This window comes from Bifidobacterium cuniculi (genome assembly GCF_000741575.1).
Lineage (GTDB): Bacteria > Actinomycetota > Actinomycetes > Actinomycetales > Bifidobacteriaceae > Bifidobacterium > Bifidobacterium cuniculi.
The window spans coordinates 17990-33015 of record NZ_JGYV01000011.1 but is presented as its reverse complement, the minus strand read 5'-3'; the positions used below and the strand labels follow the sequence as shown (position 1 = coordinate 33015).

13 protein-coding genes and 1 tRNA gene are annotated in these 15026 nt (G+C 67.9%); 4 read left to right on the top strand and 10 right to left on the bottom strand.

From position 1 onward, the window contains the following. Positions 1-2 precede the first annotated feature (2 nt). From BCUN_RS07245 to BCUN_RS07225, 5 genes are all read right to left on the bottom strand, one after another. The gene (locus BCUN_RS07245) at positions 3-1466 is read right to left on the bottom strand and encodes a peptidoglycan D,D-transpeptidase FtsI family protein (protein ID WP_033517821.1); all 1464 of its coding nucleotides are present in this window, start codon (positions 1464-1466) and stop codon (positions 3-5) included. Then, positions 1459-2913, bottom strand: coding sequence for an FtsW/RodA/SpoVE family cell cycle protein (locus BCUN_RS07240; RefSeq protein ID WP_081895610.1), 1455 nt, complete (start codon positions 2911-2913; stop codon positions 1459-1461). Before BCUN_RS07240 ends, BCUN_RS07245 begins: the two co-directional genes overlap by 8 nt. Before the next feature lie 2 nt (positions 2914-2915). Then, on the bottom strand, positions 2916-4448 hold the full coding sequence (locus BCUN_RS07235; RefSeq protein ID WP_033517824.1) for a protein phosphatase 2C domain-containing protein: 1533 nt from the start codon (positions 4446-4448) through the stop codon (positions 2916-2918). Positions 4449-4509: 61 nt separating this feature from the next. Further along, positions 4510-5076, bottom strand: coding sequence for an FHA domain-containing protein FhaB/FipA (locus tag BCUN_RS07230; RefSeq protein ID WP_034258516.1), 567 nt, complete (start codon positions 5074-5076; stop codon positions 4510-4512). A gap of 22 nt (positions 5077-5098) precedes the next feature. Next, positions 5099-5800 (bottom strand): FhaA domain-containing protein, encoded by a 702-nt coding sequence (locus BCUN_RS07225; protein WP_033518051.1) that lies wholly within the window; start codon positions 5798-5800, stop codon positions 5099-5101. Positions 5801-6032: 232 nt separating this feature from the next. Between BCUN_RS07225 and BCUN_RS07220 the strand changes: the two genes are divergently transcribed. The 4 genes from BCUN_RS07220 to BCUN_RS07205 all read left to right on the top strand — a co-directional run bounded on the left by BCUN_RS07220 (position 6033) and on the right by BCUN_RS07205 (position 11384). Next, positions 6033-8288 (top strand): prolyl oligopeptidase family serine peptidase, encoded by a 2256-nt coding sequence (locus BCUN_RS07220; protein ID WP_051920907.1) that lies wholly within the window; start codon positions 6033-6035, stop codon positions 8286-8288. Between the two features lie 271 nt (positions 8289-8559). Next, positions 8560-9633 carry an alpha/beta fold hydrolase gene (locus tag BCUN_RS07215; RefSeq protein ID WP_033518049.1) on the top strand — a complete coding sequence of 358 codons (1074 nt, stop codon included), beginning with the start codon at positions 8560-8562 and terminating at the stop codon, positions 9631-9633. Beyond that, positions 9630-10523 (top strand): DMT family transporter, encoded by an 894-nt coding sequence (locus BCUN_RS07210; RefSeq protein ID WP_033518047.1) that lies wholly within the window; start codon positions 9630-9632, stop codon positions 10521-10523. Before BCUN_RS07215 ends, BCUN_RS07210 begins: the two co-directional genes overlap by 4 nt. A gap of 18 nt (positions 10524-10541) precedes the next feature. Further along, positions 10542-11384 carry a putative RNA methyltransferase gene (locus BCUN_RS07205; protein WP_033518045.1) on the top strand — a complete coding sequence of 281 codons (843 nt, stop codon included), beginning with the start codon at positions 10542-10544 and terminating at the stop codon, positions 11382-11384. Between the two features lie 280 nt (positions 11385-11664). Here BCUN_RS07205 and BCUN_RS07200 read toward each other — a convergent pair whose 3' ends face one another. The 5 genes from BCUN_RS07200 to tgt all read right to left on the bottom strand — a co-directional run bounded on the left by BCUN_RS07200 (position 11665) and on the right by tgt (position 15022). Next, positions 11665-11937, bottom strand: coding sequence for a GlsB/YeaQ/YmgE family stress response membrane protein (locus BCUN_RS07200; protein WP_033518864.1), 273 nt, complete (start codon positions 11935-11937; stop codon positions 11665-11667). Positions 11938-12275: 338 nt separating this feature from the next. Beyond that, positions 12276-12530 carry a GlsB/YeaQ/YmgE family stress response membrane protein gene (locus tag BCUN_RS07195; RefSeq protein ID WP_034258526.1) on the bottom strand — a complete coding sequence of 85 codons (255 nt, stop codon included), beginning with the start codon at positions 12528-12530 and terminating at the stop codon, positions 12276-12278. A 484-nt stretch (positions 12531-13014) separates the two neighbouring features. Then, positions 13015-13100 (bottom strand) — tRNA-Leu (locus BCUN_RS07190). A gap of 57 nt (positions 13101-13157) precedes the next feature. Continuing rightward, positions 13158-13586, bottom strand: coding sequence for an Rrf2 family transcriptional regulator (locus BCUN_RS07185; RefSeq protein WP_033517130.1), 429 nt, complete (start codon positions 13584-13586; stop codon positions 13158-13160). A gap of 134 nt (positions 13587-13720) precedes the next feature. Beyond that, positions 13721-15022 (bottom strand): tRNA guanosine(34) transglycosylase Tgt, encoded by a 1302-nt coding sequence (gene tgt, locus BCUN_RS07180; protein WP_033517132.1) that lies wholly within the window; start codon positions 15020-15022, stop codon positions 13721-13723. Positions 15023-15026 lie beyond the last annotated feature (4 nt).

The following is a 15026-nucleotide window of genomic DNA, read 5'->3' as shown; positions in this document are numbered from 1 at the left end:
GGTTACTGCAAAGCCTCCTTCATGACCGCCGTCATGATCGGTCCGGCGGCGAACGACCCGTACAGGTCCACGTTGTGCACCACCACGGCGACGGCGATCTTCGGGTCGTCGGCAGGCGCGAAGCCGATCGTCCATCCGTCGATGGAGCTGTTGTCCGCGCCGATCTGCGCGGTACCGGTCTTGGCGGCCACGCTGATGCCGGGAATCTCCAGGTTGGGGTTGCCCTCCGTCACCACGGCCTCCATGGCCTCGGTGAGCTTCTTGGCGGTGTCCTCGCTGAACGCGGTGCTCATCACGTGCGGCCTGGTCTCGGAAATCGTCGACAGGTCGCTCATGCGCACCCGGTCCACGATGGTGGGGCTCATGACCTTGCCCTTGTTCGCCACCGCGGCCGCGATCATCGCGTTCTGCAAGGGGGTGATCACGTTCGTGCCCTGCCCGATCGACGCCAGCGCCAGCGCGTCGTCGCTCACGTTCTGCGGGAACTTCGACGCCACCGCCGTCATGGGCAGCCCGGTCTCGTCGCTGCCGTCGATGGTGATGGTCGAGTCGTATCCGAGTTTGCGCGCCATGTCGGACACCGCTTCGTCGCCCAGGGCCACGCCGAGCTGCGCGAAGGCGGTGTTCGACGAGTACGCCAAGGCGTCCTTGAGCGTGATCTTGCCGTCGGTGCCCGCGCCGAGCGCCGACGAGTTCGGCAGATCCGTCTCGGTGCCGGGCAGCCGGTAGGTGGCGCCCGCCGGGATCTGCGTGTCCAGCTGGTATTTGCCGCTTTCCAGCGCCGCGGCGGCCACCACCGTCTTGAAGGTGGACCCCGGCGGGTACAGCTCGCTGGTGGTGCGGTTGAGCATGGGGTTGTCGGCGGCGTTGATGATGGCCGCGTAGTTCGCGTTGGCGGTTTCGCCGTTGTGCGAGGTCAGTTGGTTGGGGTCGTAGCCGGGCGAGCTGACCATCGCCAGGATGCGGCCGGTACTCGGCTCGATGGCCACGACGGCGCCGTCCTGGTCGCCCAGCTGCTGTGCGGCGACCGTCTGCAGCTTCGTGTCGATCGACGTCTCGATGGTGGCGCCCTTGTTCTCCTCGCCGGTGAACATCGCCTTGAGCCGCTGCCAGAACATGGCGTTGGACTCGCCGGTCAGCAGCGAGCTGTCCGACGCCTCGATGCCGCGGTCGGCGTTCTGCGCGATGGAGAAGTAGCCGGTCACCGGCGCATACAGGCTGCCTTCGGGGTAGACGCGCTGGTACTTGAACTCGTCGTTGCTGGGTTCCGACCGCGCGAGCACCGTGCCGTCGGAGGCGAGGATCTCGCCGCGCGAGACGCTGTTGAGCCGGTAGAGCGAGCGCAGGTTGCGCGGGTCGTGGCCGAGTGCGCTGGCCTGTACGCTCATGATGACGGACGAGGAGATGCCCAGGACCACGAAGAGCACGAGGACGGCGGTGAAAAGCTGGCGCAGGGTCTTATTCAACGCGGGCACCTCCGTCCTGGGTGTCGTCCAGCACGCCGTCGTCGGCCTGTGCGGGCGGCGTGCCGGTGTTCACGTGCGAGCCGCCGTGTACGGAGCGGCGGCGCAGCGCCTGCACGGCCTCCATGCGGAAGGTGTCGCTCATGGTGTCGTCCTCCGGCTTGTTCGCGGCGTTGGAGATGACCACGAGGAGCGCGGCGAGCACGTAGTTGGCGATGAGCGAGGAGCCGCCGGCCGCCATGTACGGCAGGGTGAGGCCGGTGAGGGGGATGACGAGGGTGATGCCGCCGACGACCACGAACACCTGGAAGGCCATGGTGAAGACGAGGCCGGAGGCGAGCAGCTTGCCGAAGCCGTCCTTGATCTTCATGGCGACGATCATGCCGGCCGCCACGATGAGCAGGTAGAGCATGAGGACCGCGAAGACGCCGGCCAGGCCGAGTTCCTCGGCGGTGGTGGCGTAGATGAAGTCGGAGTTGGCCAGGGGTGTGAGACTGGGGTTGCCGCCGGAGATGCCGGTGCCGAGCACGCCGCCTGCGGCCATGCCGAACAGGCCCTGCACGACCTGGTAGGAGCTGCCGTAGGTGCGGTTGTAGATGGTCTGGTCGAAAGGGTGCAGCCATACGTCGAAGCGGTAGCCGACGTGGGCGAAGACCTTTGCAGCGATCAGGCCGCCCGCGGCGAAGGCGAGGGCGCCGATGACGATCCAGCTGACGCGGCCGGTGGCCACGTAGAGCATGGCGACGAACATGGCGAAGAACATGAGGGAGGTGCCCAGGTCGTGCTGCAGGACGAGCACGCCCATGGAGACGACCCATACGATGATGATGGGGCCGAGGTCCTTCAGGCGGGGCAGCTGTAGCCCGAGCACCTTCTTGCCGCCGACGGCCAGCTGGTCGCGGTGGGTGAACAGGTAGGAGGCGAAGAAGAAGGCGAGGAAGAGCTTGGCGAACTCGCCCGGCTGGACCTGGTAGGAGCCGACGCCAATCCAGATGCGCGCGCCGCCGATTTCGCGGCCCAGGCCGGGCACGAGCGGGGAGAGCAGGAGCGCCAGACCGACGACCATGCTCACGTAGGAGAAGCGCCGCAGCACGCGGTAGTCGTGCATGAAGGCGAAGAGCACGCAACAGCACACCAGGGCGATGCACAGCCACAGCATCTGGCGGGTGGCCACGGCGGTGCCGTTCTCGTTGTCCAGCAGGGCGATCATGAGCGTGCCGATGCCGGTGAGCATGGCCACGCACGCCATGATCGACTGGTTGGCGTAGGGCTGGAACTTGCAGGCAAGACCCCACATGACCAGGAAAAGCACCGTGACGACCGCCATGAGGACGAGGAGGGGCCGGCCGAGCGGGTCGGGGGAACGGTAGGCGAGCTGGAAGAAGCCCAGGCCGCTGATGGCCAGGGCCAGCAGGAGCTGGACCAGATAGCGCGTGTGTTTCGCTGTCATGTTCACTCCTTGGCTTCCGGGCTCTTGGTCGCCGACGGCTTGTCGGTGGCCTCCTGCTGCTTCTTGGCCTGCTCCTCGGCTTCCTTCCTGGCCTGCTCCTTGGCCTCCTCCTCGGCTTGCTGGCGTGCCTCGTCCTGGCGTTGCTGTTCGCGCAGGGCCTCGATGGTGTCCTCCGCCTCGTCCTTGGTGGTGGCGTGGTTCTGGCTGGTGCTGGGCAGCTTGGAGACGTCCAGGTCGGGGTAGGTCTGCACCACGTGGGAGAGCGGCTGGCCGAAGATGTCGGTGGGCATGCCCTGGTAGAGGGCCACCTGGCCGTCGGCGACGCCCACGTAGTAGCGGTTCTGGCTCCAGGCGTAGCCGCCCCAGATGCCCAGGGCGACCAGGGCGAGCACCACCACGGTGGTGCAGATCGCGGCCACGCGGCCGCGGAAGCGGCGCGAATGGGCGCGCTCGTCCTGTGCGATCTCGGCCTCGCGAATCTGCGCGGCGACCTCCGGGTCGTTGGGGTCGGCGCTGTAGCGGCCGTCGCTCTTGTGCACCACGGGAATCTCGCCGGTGTCGGTGTCCTTGATCTCGCCGTAGTCCTCGCGCACCTCGGAGGGCTGGGCCACGGTCTGTGCGGCGGACGGTTCACGCGGCGCGCTGTCCTGCTGGACGAGGGCGGCCGCGCGCTCGGCAGGCGACGACTTGCCGACCAACGGCGGCGCGGAGAGCACCGGTTCGTGCAGGATGTCCGCCAGGGAGTTGAGGTTCGCACTGGCTGCGCCGCCCACCACCGGCGTCTGGTGGGGAACGTCGAAGGCCTCGGCGTCCAGGGCCAGGGTCGCGTCGGCGATGACGGCGGTCACGTTGTCGGTCGAACCGGCCTTGAGGGCCATCGACACCAGGAACTGCGCGCACTCCTCACGGTCGGTGAAGTGCAGCATCGTCTCCTCGATGGTGGAGTCCTCCAGCACGCCGCACAGGCCGTCCGAGCACAGCAGCAGCCGGTCGCCGGCCTGGGCGCGGCGGATGGAGATGTCGGGCCGGGCGTCGATGTCGAAGTCGCCCAGCACGCGCATCACCACGTTGCGCTGCGGGTGGTTGCGTGCCTCTGCCTCGGAGATGCGCTTGGTGTCGATCAGGTGCTGCACGTAGCTGTGGTCGCTGGTCAGCCGCATGAGGTGGCCGTCGCGCAGCAGGTAGGCGCGCGAGTCGCCGATGTGCGCCAGCACCCACCAGTCGCCTACCAGGGCGATCGCGGTGATCGTGGTGCCCATGCCGGCGAGCTTGCGCTCGCGCTTCGCTTTGCCCACGATCGCGTCGTGGGCGGCCAGGGTCGAGGTCTCGAGGATCGTCGTTGCACGCGCCACATCGCCGTTGATGGAGTCGCTTTCGATATGCGTCAGCGAGCGGATCGCGATTGTGGAGGCGGTGTCGCCGCCCGCGTGGCCGCCCATGCCGTCGCAGATGGCCACGAGGTGTTCGCCGGCGAAGGAGGAGTCCTGGTTGTTGGAGCGCACGGTGCCCACGTCGGAGACCGTGGTCGAGTACATGTACAGGGGTGCCGGCCGGTCGGCGGCTGGGTTGGGATTGGGGGAAGCAACGGACATGGGCTCACCTCAGCTCGAAGGTGGTGGCGCCGATGCGCACCGGGACGCGGGGGGCGAGGATGGTGGGCGAGTCGATGCGCTGCTGGTTGACCACGGTACCGTTGGTGGAGCGCAGGTCCTCGATGGCCCACGGTCCGCTGGCGTCGTGGTAGACGCGGGCATGGTGCGAGGAGACGAACTCATCGTCGAGCACCACGCTGTTCGAGGCGGCACGGCCCAGGGTGATCACGTCGTCGCCCAGCGGGATCGACGTGCCGGCCAGCGGGCCGTCGATGATTACCAGCAGCGTGGGCTGTGCGCCGCCGGCGGGCGTGGGCGTCGGCGCGGACGGTGCCGTGGCGCGCTGCGCCGGCAGGGAGCCGGTCGCGGGCACGCGCATGGGCTGGGCCGCGGGCGTGGGCGCCTCGGCCTTGCGCCGGGCCTGGCGGTCCTTGCGCCGGCGCGAACGCGACTTGCGCGGGCTGAAGGACGCCACGTCGCGGTACAGCGAGCGCGCGATCAGGCACACGAACAACCACAGCAGGATGAGGAACGCGTACTTGAGTACCGTGAAGGTCAGTTCGGTAAACATAAGGGGAAATCTCCTGGGGCACTCACTCCTGGTCCTGCGACGATGCCCAGTAGAGGATGCGGGTGCGACCGATGGTGATGGTGTTGCCGTCGAGCAGCGTCGCGGCGGGCACCTGGTGGCCCTCCACGTAGGTGCCGTTGGTGGAGCCGAGGTCGCGGGCGATGACGCCGTTGTCGGTGATGTCGATCTCGAGGTGCTTGCGCGAGATGCCGGGGTCGTCGATGACGATGTCGCAGCCGGAGCCGCGGCCCAGGATCGTCTTGTCCTTGGTCAGCAGGTACTGGCTGTTGTTGACCTCGAGCATGGGGCAGTCCTGGGTCTGCGAGTCCGTGGTGACGGGCACCGCGTTGCCCTGCACGGACTCGCTGGCGAGCTTGAAGTTGCCCTTGGAGAGGTCGAGGTCCTCCTCGAAGATGACCACGACGGGACCGACGAAGGCGTAGTGCTGGCTCTTCGCGTACTGGGTGAGGTTGTCCGCCAGTTCGTTGGCGAGTGCCTCGGAGCCCCACTGTTCGATACGGTCGAAGTCGGCGGTGCTCAGCTTGAAGCGGTATTCGTTGGGTGCGACGGTGCGGTCGCGGCCGACCGGCATGGCCTCGGCGTCGATCTCGCGCTCGAGGGCGCTGGAGAGGTCCACCGGCTGCAGGTCCTTGGAGCCGAATTTCGCGAAGACTCCGTTGACCGCGCCTTCCACGCTTTTCTCAAAACGGTCGAGAACGCTCATGACAAGTCCCTTTCTATCCTGTCCCATGGTACGCCGTCATGCGAACCGTGGCCGGCTCATGCCCGCGCCCGGGCAAGGCGGGGATGATTCCTTGAAGTCCATTGTTGTACAAGCCTATATGTGCAGTCTATACGCCGGATGCCCCACCGTGGCAAGCAATCCGGACATCTTCTCCGCATCCGGCGCCTCCGGGCGGCCCGCATCGACACCGCCACGGGTAGTGTACTGTGCCATGGATACCTTGCATGCCTTGAATTTCCCTGACCATGATGCCGATGCCGTCGAACGCTACCCCGAAGCGAAGGCGCGCACGGTGCGCTTCGGTTGCGGCGCCCCGCGCAGCCCGCGGCTGCTGGGCGACGGCGAGCGGATGCTGTTCCTGCGGTCGGACGCCGGCGACGACGTGCAGACCTCCCTGTGGATGAGTTCACCTGAGGGAGAAGTGCGCCTGGCCGACCCGCGCGACCTGCTGGCGGACGCGGACGGCGCCGAGGTACCGGTGGAGGAGCGTGCGCGCCGCGAGCGTGCGCGCGAATCCGGCTCGGGCATCGTCGGCTACTGCGTGGACGCCGCCGGCCGCCGCGCCGCCTTCACCCTGGGCGGCGGCCTGTATGTGGCGGACCTGGCGACGCGACGCGTGCGCCGCCTGGAATTGTCCTTCGCCGAGGGCGAGGCGTGGGCGTCCTCGCCGATCCTCAACGCGCGCCTGAGCCCGGACGGCTCGCGCGTGGCGTATGCGACCGGCGAGGCGGTCGTCGTGGCGGACGCGGACTCCGGCGAGGCGTCCGTCGTGTTCGAGGTGCCGCGCGGCGGGACCGTGCACGCTGGGATCGCGGAGTTCGCCGCCGCGGAGGAACTGGACCGCTACGACGGCTTCTGGTGGTCCCCCGACGGCTCTGCCCTGCTGGTGGAACGCTACGACGAAGCCGACGAACCGCTGTGGACGATCAGCGACCCGGCCGACCCTGCCGCTGCGGGCGTGCGCCGCCGCTATCCGCGGGCGCTCACGCACAACGCCCGCGTCGAGCTGGTCGCCGTGCGCCTGGGCGACGACCGCCTGCACGCGGTGGCCACGGCGCGCGTCGAGTGGGACGGCGACGCCTTCGAATACCTGGCGACGGTGTGCTGGCAGGACGGCCGCGCGCCGCTGCTGCTCGTGCTCGACCGTCTCCAGACGGACAGCCGCGTGCTGCGCGTCGATCTGCCCGCCGACGGATCGTGGTCGGCGCCCGTCACCGTGCTGTCCGAGGCGCATGACGACTGCTGGCTCGACGTCATCGGCGGCGTGCCCGCCTATACTCCCGACGGCCGTCTGCTGACCTTCGTCAACGACCTCGATGCGGACACCAACCGGCTGGCGCTCGACGGCGTCGCCTTCACCCCCGTCGGCTGGCAGGTGCGCGACGTGCTCGACGTCGACGGCCACGGCGTGTTGTGCGTGGCGCAGCGCACGCCGGCGCTCGCCGGCGCGTCGCCCGCGGATGCGGATGGCCATGACGCGCGCAGCCACGACGTCGTGCAAATCGGCTACGACGGGTCGCTGCGGCTCGTGACGCGCGAGGCGGGCGTGTGGAACGCCCGCCGTGCCGGCCGCGGCATGGTCGTGTGGGGCCGCACCATGGACGACGCGCGCCTGCGCATGGAACACCACTACGACGGCCGTTGCGTGGAGATCCGCAACGACGCCGCCGTGCCCGGACTGGCCATGGACGTGCACTTCGCGCGACTGGGCGAGCGCGGCCTGCACGCCGCCATCGTCGCGCCCACCGACCCCGCGCTGCGCGGGCGCACGCTGCCGGTGCTCATGCACCCGTATGGCGGTCCCGGCTTCCAGGAGGTCACCATGGCGCAGTCCGCGTACTGGGACGCGCAGTGGTGGGCTGAGCAGGGCTACTTGGTGGTCGTCGCCGACGGCCGCGGCACCACGGGCCGCGGGCCGCGCTGGGACCGCGAGATGCACCTGAGGATGAAGGACGTGAGCCTGGAGGACCAGGTCGGCGCCGTACGCGCGCTGCCCGATGCGATTGCCGCGCTGCGCGGGGAGGGCGTGGAGCTGCCCGAGCCGGACCTGGAGCGGGTGGCGATGATCGGCTGGTCCTACGGCGGTTTCCTGTCCGCCGCGGCCGTGCTGGACGCCCCCGACGTGTTCGCCGCGGCCTGCGCCGGCGCACCGCCCACCGACTGGACGCTGTACGACACGTGCTACACCGAGCGGTACCTCGACCTCGACCCGGCAGTGTACGAGGCCAATGGCATCCTCGGCGACGCGGCCGGGCTGCGCCGCCCGCTCATGCTCATCCACGGTTTCGCCGACGACAACGTGACCGTCGCGCATTCCCTGCGCCTGAGCTCCGCGCTCATGGCCGTGGGGAAGTCGCACACCTTCCTGCCCCTGAGCGGCATCACGCACATGACCAACGACCCGGTGGTCGCCCGCAACCTGCTCATGCTGCAACGCGACTTCCTGGCCAGCGCCCTGACACGCTGATGCCTGTGGCCTTCCGTGGTTGTGCGTTGTGACCGGGGCATAACACACAACCACGAACTGTTTGCTCCCATAGGCCATTTTCATTGCCTATCCCCGGAGTCGTGACCCGGTCACAACGCATAACTGCAGGATAGCGGCCTATCTTGCAGTTGTGCGCTCATAACCGGCCAGATGTTCCTGCAACTTGTGCATGGTGCAGGGGCATCTGCCCGATTATGAGTGCACAACCCGCAGATGGCTGAGGGGCCGTGCGCCGGATACACTGGGGCACATGGAAATCGCGATGATCGACGAAGGGTACTTCCAGCACGCCATGGCGACCTGGATCCTGCCCGCCATCCGCACCTGCCGCACCGAAGGCTTCATGGAGCCGGCCACCCGCGATTGGCGGGGCCGGCCGCTGCGACGGATCGAGCCATTGGGCAGGCTGCACTGGGTGACCTACGACGTGGCACGCTTCCAGGGGCTGGAGGTGCCTGGCGCCTCCCGTCACGACCACGGCACCGTCGTCATTTCCCACGGCTTCTCCGAGTTCGCCGCGAAATACGCCGAACTCGTCTGGTACTTCCTGCTCGCCGGCTTCTCCGTGTGCATCCTCGAGCATCGCGGCCACGGCTACTCGCAGCGCGACTGCGCGGACCCCCAGCTGGTGTACGTCGACGACTGGCGCCGCTACGTGGCCGATTTCGCCACCTTCACGCAGGAGATCGGCCGCGCACAGGCCAGCGACGGACCGTTGTACCTCTTCGCGCACTCCATGGGCGGCGGCATCGCGGCGGCCATGCTCGAACGCTACCCGGGCATCGTGGATCGCGCGGTACTCTCCTCGCCCATGATCAGGGCGAACACAGGCGCGCCGAACTGGCTGGCGGCCACCGTCTGCGGCCTGTCCTGCGACTTCGGCCACCCCAAGGCGATGGCGCCGGGACAGCGTCCCTTCAGCCCCGTCGTCGACTGGTCGCGCGAACGGGGCGCCAGCGCCGCACGCCTCGAATGGTTCCAGAAACTGCGCAACGCGGACACGCACTACCGCACCTGCGCGGCCACCGACGAGTGGGTGCGCCAGGCGGTGCGCCTGTCGCACGCCGTCCTGCGCAAGGACGACTGCGCGCACATGGCCACGCCGACCCTGCTCTTCCAGGCAGGCCGTGACACCTGGGTGCGCAACGGCGCCCAGGACCGCTTCGCCCAGCGCGTCAACCAGGCGGGTGGCCACCTGCGCACCGTGCGCATCGCCGACAGCCTGCACGAGGTCTTCTCCATGCCCAACCGCACGATGGCGCCCTACCTGCGGCAAGTCTTCCAGTTCCTGCAGTCCGACGAAAGCGTGAGCGTGCTGCCATGAGCGAGGTCGAGCAGACGCCGCGCCGCATGGCCGTCGGCATCGCCTGCGTGCTCGTCGGCGGCTCCCTGTGGGGCGCCAACGGGTCGGTTTCCAAGATCCTCATGGAGGACTATGCCATCGCGCCGCTGTGGCTGGCCTGCGTGCGCGAGATCGTCGCCGGGCTCATCTTCCTGGCCTGCGCGGCCATCCGCACCCCGAACGTGCTGCGCGACGCCGTCACCAGCGTGCGCGACTGGCCGCGCTACCTGTGGACGGCGCTCACCTGTGTCACGCTCGTCCAGGTCGCCTACCTCTTCTCCATCCACTGGACGAACGCGGGCACGGCCACGGTGCTGCAGACCGTCAACCTGCTCATGGTGCTCGCATACGTGTGCGTGCGCGGACGCCGCCATCCGAGCATGCGCGAGGTGGTCGGCGTCACTCTCGCCTTCGTCGGCGTGTGGCTCATTGCCACCGGCGGCCGCCTGTCGCTGTCCCTGCCGCTGCCGGGACTGCTGTGGGGACTGGCCGACGCCTTCTCCTGCGCGTGCCTGGCCATCATCCCCGTCGCGCTGATCGCACGGTACGGCAACTTCGTGGTCAGCGGCATCACCTTCCTGCTCTCCGGGTTGCTGCTGCTCGGCTTCGTGCAGCCGTGGCGCTCCTGGCCGGTCCTCGACGCGCGCGGCTGGGCGCTGCTCGCCTTCACCATCGTCGCCGGCACCTTCCTCGCCTTCTGGCTGTTCATGGCGGGCGTGGTGCGCATCGGCTCCATGCGCGCGACCATGCTGGGCACCATCGAACCGGTCATGGCCACCATCACCGCGGTGTGGTGGACCGGCGCCGTCTTCGTGCCCACCGACCTCGCCGGATTCGCGCTGCTGCTCATCATGACCTTCCTGGTGCGCTGAGCCGCTAGAATCGGGCGCATGAGTCCTGCCAAGCTGGCGCGCTTCGCCGACGCCGACCGTTATTTCCGTTGCCCAGTCTGCGGCGAGCTGCTGTCCCTCGACGGCACCAGCCTGCGGTGCGCGAACCGGCACACCTTCGACATCGCCCGCCAGGGCTACGTCAACCTCGCGCCGGGCGCGCGGCAGTCCGCGTACTACGACCGCGGGTCCTTCCTGGCGCGCGGCGCGATCCTGCGCGCCGGCTACTACGACCATATCCGCGACGCCGTGCTCGAGGCGGTGGGGGAGAGCGGCGCACGCCGAGTGCTCGACGCCGGCTGCGGGGAGGGGTTCTATGCGCGGGCCGTGCAGGCGGCGGACCCGTCGCGCGACGTGCTCGCCTTCGACATCTCGCGCGACTGCGTGCAGCTCGCCGCGCGCGAGGACACGTCCAACGCGATCCGCTGGTTCGTGGGCAACCTCGCGCAGCTGCCGCTGGCCGACAGGTCGATCGACTGCGTGCTCGACATCTTCTCGCCCGCCAACCACGCCGAGTTCACGCGTGTGCTCGCGCCCGGCGGCCTGGTCGTCAAGGCTGTGCCCGGCGCGAGGCACGACATCCAGCTGCGCGAGGCCGCCCGCGACCAGCTGCGGCACGCCGACTACGCGAACGACGACGTGCTCGCCGGCTTCGCCCAGGGATTCGACGTGGTGGACCGGCGGCTGGTCTCGCGCACCGTCGCGATGCCGCCCGAGGACGTGCAGTCTTTTGCGCGCATGACCCCGCTGCTCTTCCACGCGGACTTGGGGAAGGTGGACCTGGCGCAGGTGCATGAGCTGACGATCGAGGCGGAGGTGCTGATCGGCCGCGTGCGCGCGTAGGAGTCCCGCTGCCGCAGCGGATTGTCGCTACGTGCCATGGCGGTTTTGCGGGCGCATGGGATCTCCATCTCTCAGGGTTCCGTGGTCGACGTTTCCGCCTCCTCCTCTGACATTTCGTGCATGAGGTACACGGAAAGCCAGAGGAAGAGAGGGCTTCCTCTGGCTTTCCGTGTACCTCATGCACGAAATGTCAGACGAAGCAAGCCCCGGCCGGCGTGTGCGGTGCCGGGCGGGGCTTGCGAGTGGCGTTCCGTCGCTGGTGATGGGCGCGGGCCGGGAATCAGCCCCTGGTGCGGGTCCGGTTGGTGCTCCTCATGTGCGTGAGGACCAGGGAGACGATGGCGACCACGATGATGGCGCCGAGGATGGAGGGGATGACCGCCATGCCGCCGAGGCTCGGTCCCCAGGCGCCAAAGAGCGCCTGTCCGAGCGCAGAGCCTGTCAGGCCTGCGACGATGTTGGCGATCCAGCCCATGGATCCCTCGTTGTGGGTGATGGCGCCCGCCACGACTCCGATGATTGCCCCTGCGATAAGTGTCCAAATCCAAAACATGGTGTTCATCCTTTCAGTTGATCGATGAACCAATACCTTTGACAGTACGGGAACCGGCAAGGTCCCGCGCGATTGCGCCCTTAAGGGATGCGGACGGAAAATTCAGGCCCTTCCCATCCGCACCTGCTACGGCCGCGCCGTCGTCAACGCCCGGCAGGCGGCATGGGGCGGAGTGCCCGGCCGGGTGTTGGTACCGCCACGACGACAGCGGCGAACGTACCGGTGACGATGGCACCATTGGCGAGGGGCGTGGCTCCGGCGGATGCCGGGACCACGCCCCTCTTTGGCTACGGGATGGGTGTTCGTCTATGCGATGTCGCAGTGCGTGGCGAATCGGGTCACGCCTTGTTGAAGACCTTCGTCATGATGAAGGCCACGACGGCCACGACGATGATGGCGCCGAGCAGGGCCGGGATGACGGCCATGCCGCCCAGGTGCCAGCCCCAGTTGCCGAAGAGCGCCTGGCCCAAGGCGGAGCCGGCGAGGCCTGCGACGATGTTGGCGATCCAGCCCATGGAATGTCCGTTATTGGTGATGGCACCTGCGACGGCGCCGATGATTGCTCCTACGATGAGCGTCCAAATCCAACCCATGATGGTCATCCTTTCCGTAGTGGCACGGGATGCGTGTCGGCGGCTGCCGGCACTCGCCCCGCGCGAAGGGGTGAGTGTAATGCCCGACAGTCCCTCATGGCCTGCCGGACGGTACGACATCGGTTGCGAAAACCCAATATCTCCAAGGGTTCCGTTGCCCGGAGCCCAAGGATTGACCACAGTGTACGAGGCTGGTTTACCGCTGAAACGGATTTTTTGCCATTGGAAGATACTTTGAGAGAGAAATATTTCTATCGAATCGTACAATTACCGATACGATTGGCGGATTATTTGGAAACGGGAGGGTGCGGCTGTCCAATGCGATGGGGTCCCTGGGACTGTTCCGCTCGTGGAGGACGTGGAGGAGGGGTGTGGAGAGGCGAAATGCGGCGTGTGCGCGCCGCGAAGGGGAGCCGACGGTCCGCGTGGCCGTGGCCCGGATATGGAAAAGGGCTGGAAACCATTGGAATCCAGCCCTTTTTCGTGGTGCGAGCGGCGGGACTTGAACCCGCACGAGCATACGCTCACTGCCACCTGAAGACAGCGCGTCTACCATTCCGCCACGCTCGCAGACAAGCGACAAACTTACACCATAAACGCCTATGGTGCAATCCGGGCGTGTCGCGGTCAGGCGGTCAGTTCGCTCAGGCGCTGCTTGAGGTCCGCCAGGGTGGTGCCGGCCAGCTCGCGTTCGAAGGCGTGCCGGGTGGCGTTGAGGTGGCCGTCGAGCACGGCGTGGATGTTGTGGCCGACCGGGCAGGCGGGGTTGGGATTGTCGTGGAAGCCGAAGAGCTTTGCGTCCGGGCCTTCGACTGCCCGGAGGATGTCGAGCAGGGTGATGTCGGACAGCGGGCGTGCCAGGTGGGCGCCGCCGACGCCCGCGTCCACGCGTGCCAGCCCGGCCGCCTTGAGCTCGCCGAGCGTTTTGCGGATGATCACCGGGTTGACGTTCACGCTGTCGGCGATGAAGGTGGACGTGACCTTCCTCTCATGCTCGAACTGGGTAATGCACAGCAGGGTATGTACGGCGATGGGGAAGCGTGAGGACACGCGCATGGGGTTCCTTTCGGGTTGGCCGGCGGTCGGTGGGGATCGTTGTAATTGAATATATTACACCTATGGGGCGCCGGCCGCGCCCCTTGCCTGGCATTCCGGGCAACTCATGCGCGGAATGCCGGAAGAAGCCGGTCTCAACCCCTCGAGCCGTTCGCGTAGAAACGCGCGAGAGTCTCGCCGCGGTACTCGTCGAAGTACCCGCCGTCGATGGAGGCGCGGATCTCGTCGAGCAGCGTGACGAAGAAGTGCTCGTTGTGGATCGTGGCGAGGGTGAAGCCGTTCATCTCGTGGGAGCGCAGCAGATGGTCCACGTAGGCACGCGAGTAGTGCGTGCAGGTGTAGCAGGTGCAGCCTTCCTCGAGGGGGCCGAAGTCGTACTTGTTGGCGGCCCGCTTGATGTTGTAGCGGCCGTCGCGCGTGAAGATGGCGCCGTTGCGGCCGCAGCGCGCGGGGGCGACGCAGTCGAAGGTGTCGCCCCCGTTCTCCGCACAGGCGAAGATGTCGTCCACCGCGGCGATGCCGAGTACGTGGCGGGGCCGCTCCTCCGGCATCTCGTCGCAGATCCAGGCGCAGATGTCGCCGATGATGCGCTTCTCCATGGCGCCGCCGATGCCGACACCGTCGAAGTCGAGCGAGCTGATCTGCGCGGAGGCGCGGCGGCGAAGGTCCTCGTAGTTGGCGCCCTGCACGACGCCGTAGAGCGCCTGGTACGGCCTGCCGAGGCGCCCGGCGGTGAGCCGCTGGTGCTCGGCGACGCACCGCTTGGCCCAGCGGAAGGTGCGCTCGACCGACTCCTCCTGGTAGCGACGCGTGTTCATGAGCGTGGTCAGCTCGTCGAAGGCGAACATGATGTCCGCGCCGAGCTGGTGCTGGATGCCCATGGAGATCTCCGCGGAGAAGCGGTGCAGGCTGCCGTTGAGCGGCGACTTGAAGGTGACGCCGTCCTCGTCCACGAAGGCGAGGCGGTCGTGGCCCTTGGCGATCACGTCGTCCGACTTCATGCCGGTGACGTCCATGGCGAGGGTCTTCTTGAAGCCGACGCCCAGCGACATGACCTGGAATCCGCCGGAGTCCGTGAAGGTCGGGCCGTCCCAGTTCATGAACTTCGCCAGGCCGCCGGCTTTGTCGAGGACGTCGGGGCCGGGGCGTTCGAAGAGGTGGAAGGCGTTGGACAGCAGGCACTGCGCGCCGAGTTGCGTCATCTGCTCGGGCAGCACCGCCTTCATGGCGGCCTGTGTGGCGACGGGCACGAAGGCGGGCGTCTTGATGTCGCCGTGGGGCGTGTGGATGATGCCGGTACGCCCATAGCGCGCCCCGCCCCGGCCCTTGCCGGTGGGGGAGTCGGGCAGCCGGACGTGCTGTTCGAAGGAGAAGGCGCTGCGGTCGCCCGGCTGTCCGGGTGCCGCTCCGCGTGGATGCTCGAGAAGACTGGTCATGGTC

What these genes read in the sequence shown, in the direction of transcription:
- BCUN_RS07225 (WP_033518051.1), bottom strand. Translation starts at nt 5,800, where the DNA reads ATGAGCGTTCTCGACCGTTTTGAGAAAAGCGTGGAAGGCGCGGTCAAC.
- tgt (WP_033517132.1), bottom strand. Translation starts at nt 15,022, where the DNA reads ATGACCAGTCTTCTCGAGCATCCACGCGGAGCGGCACCCGGACAGCCG.
- BCUN_RS07240 (WP_081895610.1), bottom strand. Translation starts at nt 2,913, where the DNA reads ATGACAGCGAAACACACGCGCTATCTGGTCCAGCTCCTGCTGGCCCTG.
- BCUN_RS07185 (WP_033517130.1), bottom strand. Translation starts at nt 13,586, where the DNA reads ATGCGCGTGTCCTCACGCTTCCCCATCGCCGTACATACCCTGCTGTGC.
- BCUN_RS07200 (WP_033518864.1), bottom strand. Translation starts at nt 11,937, where the DNA reads ATGTTTTGGATTTGGACACTTATCGCAGGGGCAATCATCGGAGTCGTG.
- BCUN_RS07235 (WP_033517824.1), bottom strand. Translation starts at nt 4,448, where the DNA reads ATGTACTCGACCACGGTCTCCGACGTGGGCACCGTGCGCTCCAACAAC.
- BCUN_RS07195 (WP_034258526.1), bottom strand. Translation starts at nt 12,530, where the DNA reads ATGGGTTGGATTTGGACGCTCATCGTAGGAGCAATCATCGGCGCCGTC.
- BCUN_RS07205 (WP_033518045.1), top strand. Translation starts at nt 10,542, where the DNA reads ATGAGTCCTGCCAAGCTGGCGCGCTTCGCCGACGCCGACCGTTATTTC.
- BCUN_RS07220 (WP_051920907.1), top strand. Translation starts at nt 6,033, where the DNA reads ATGGATACCTTGCATGCCTTGAATTTCCCTGACCATGATGCCGATGCC.
- BCUN_RS07210 (WP_033518047.1), top strand. Translation starts at nt 9,630, where the DNA reads ATGAGCGAGGTCGAGCAGACGCCGCGCCGCATGGCCGTCGGCATCGCC.
- BCUN_RS07215 (WP_033518049.1), top strand. Translation starts at nt 8,560, where the DNA reads ATGGAAATCGCGATGATCGACGAAGGGTACTTCCAGCACGCCATGGCG.
- BCUN_RS07230 (WP_034258516.1), bottom strand. Translation starts at nt 5,076, where the DNA reads ATGTTTACCGAACTGACCTTCACGGTACTCAAGTACGCGTTCCTCATC.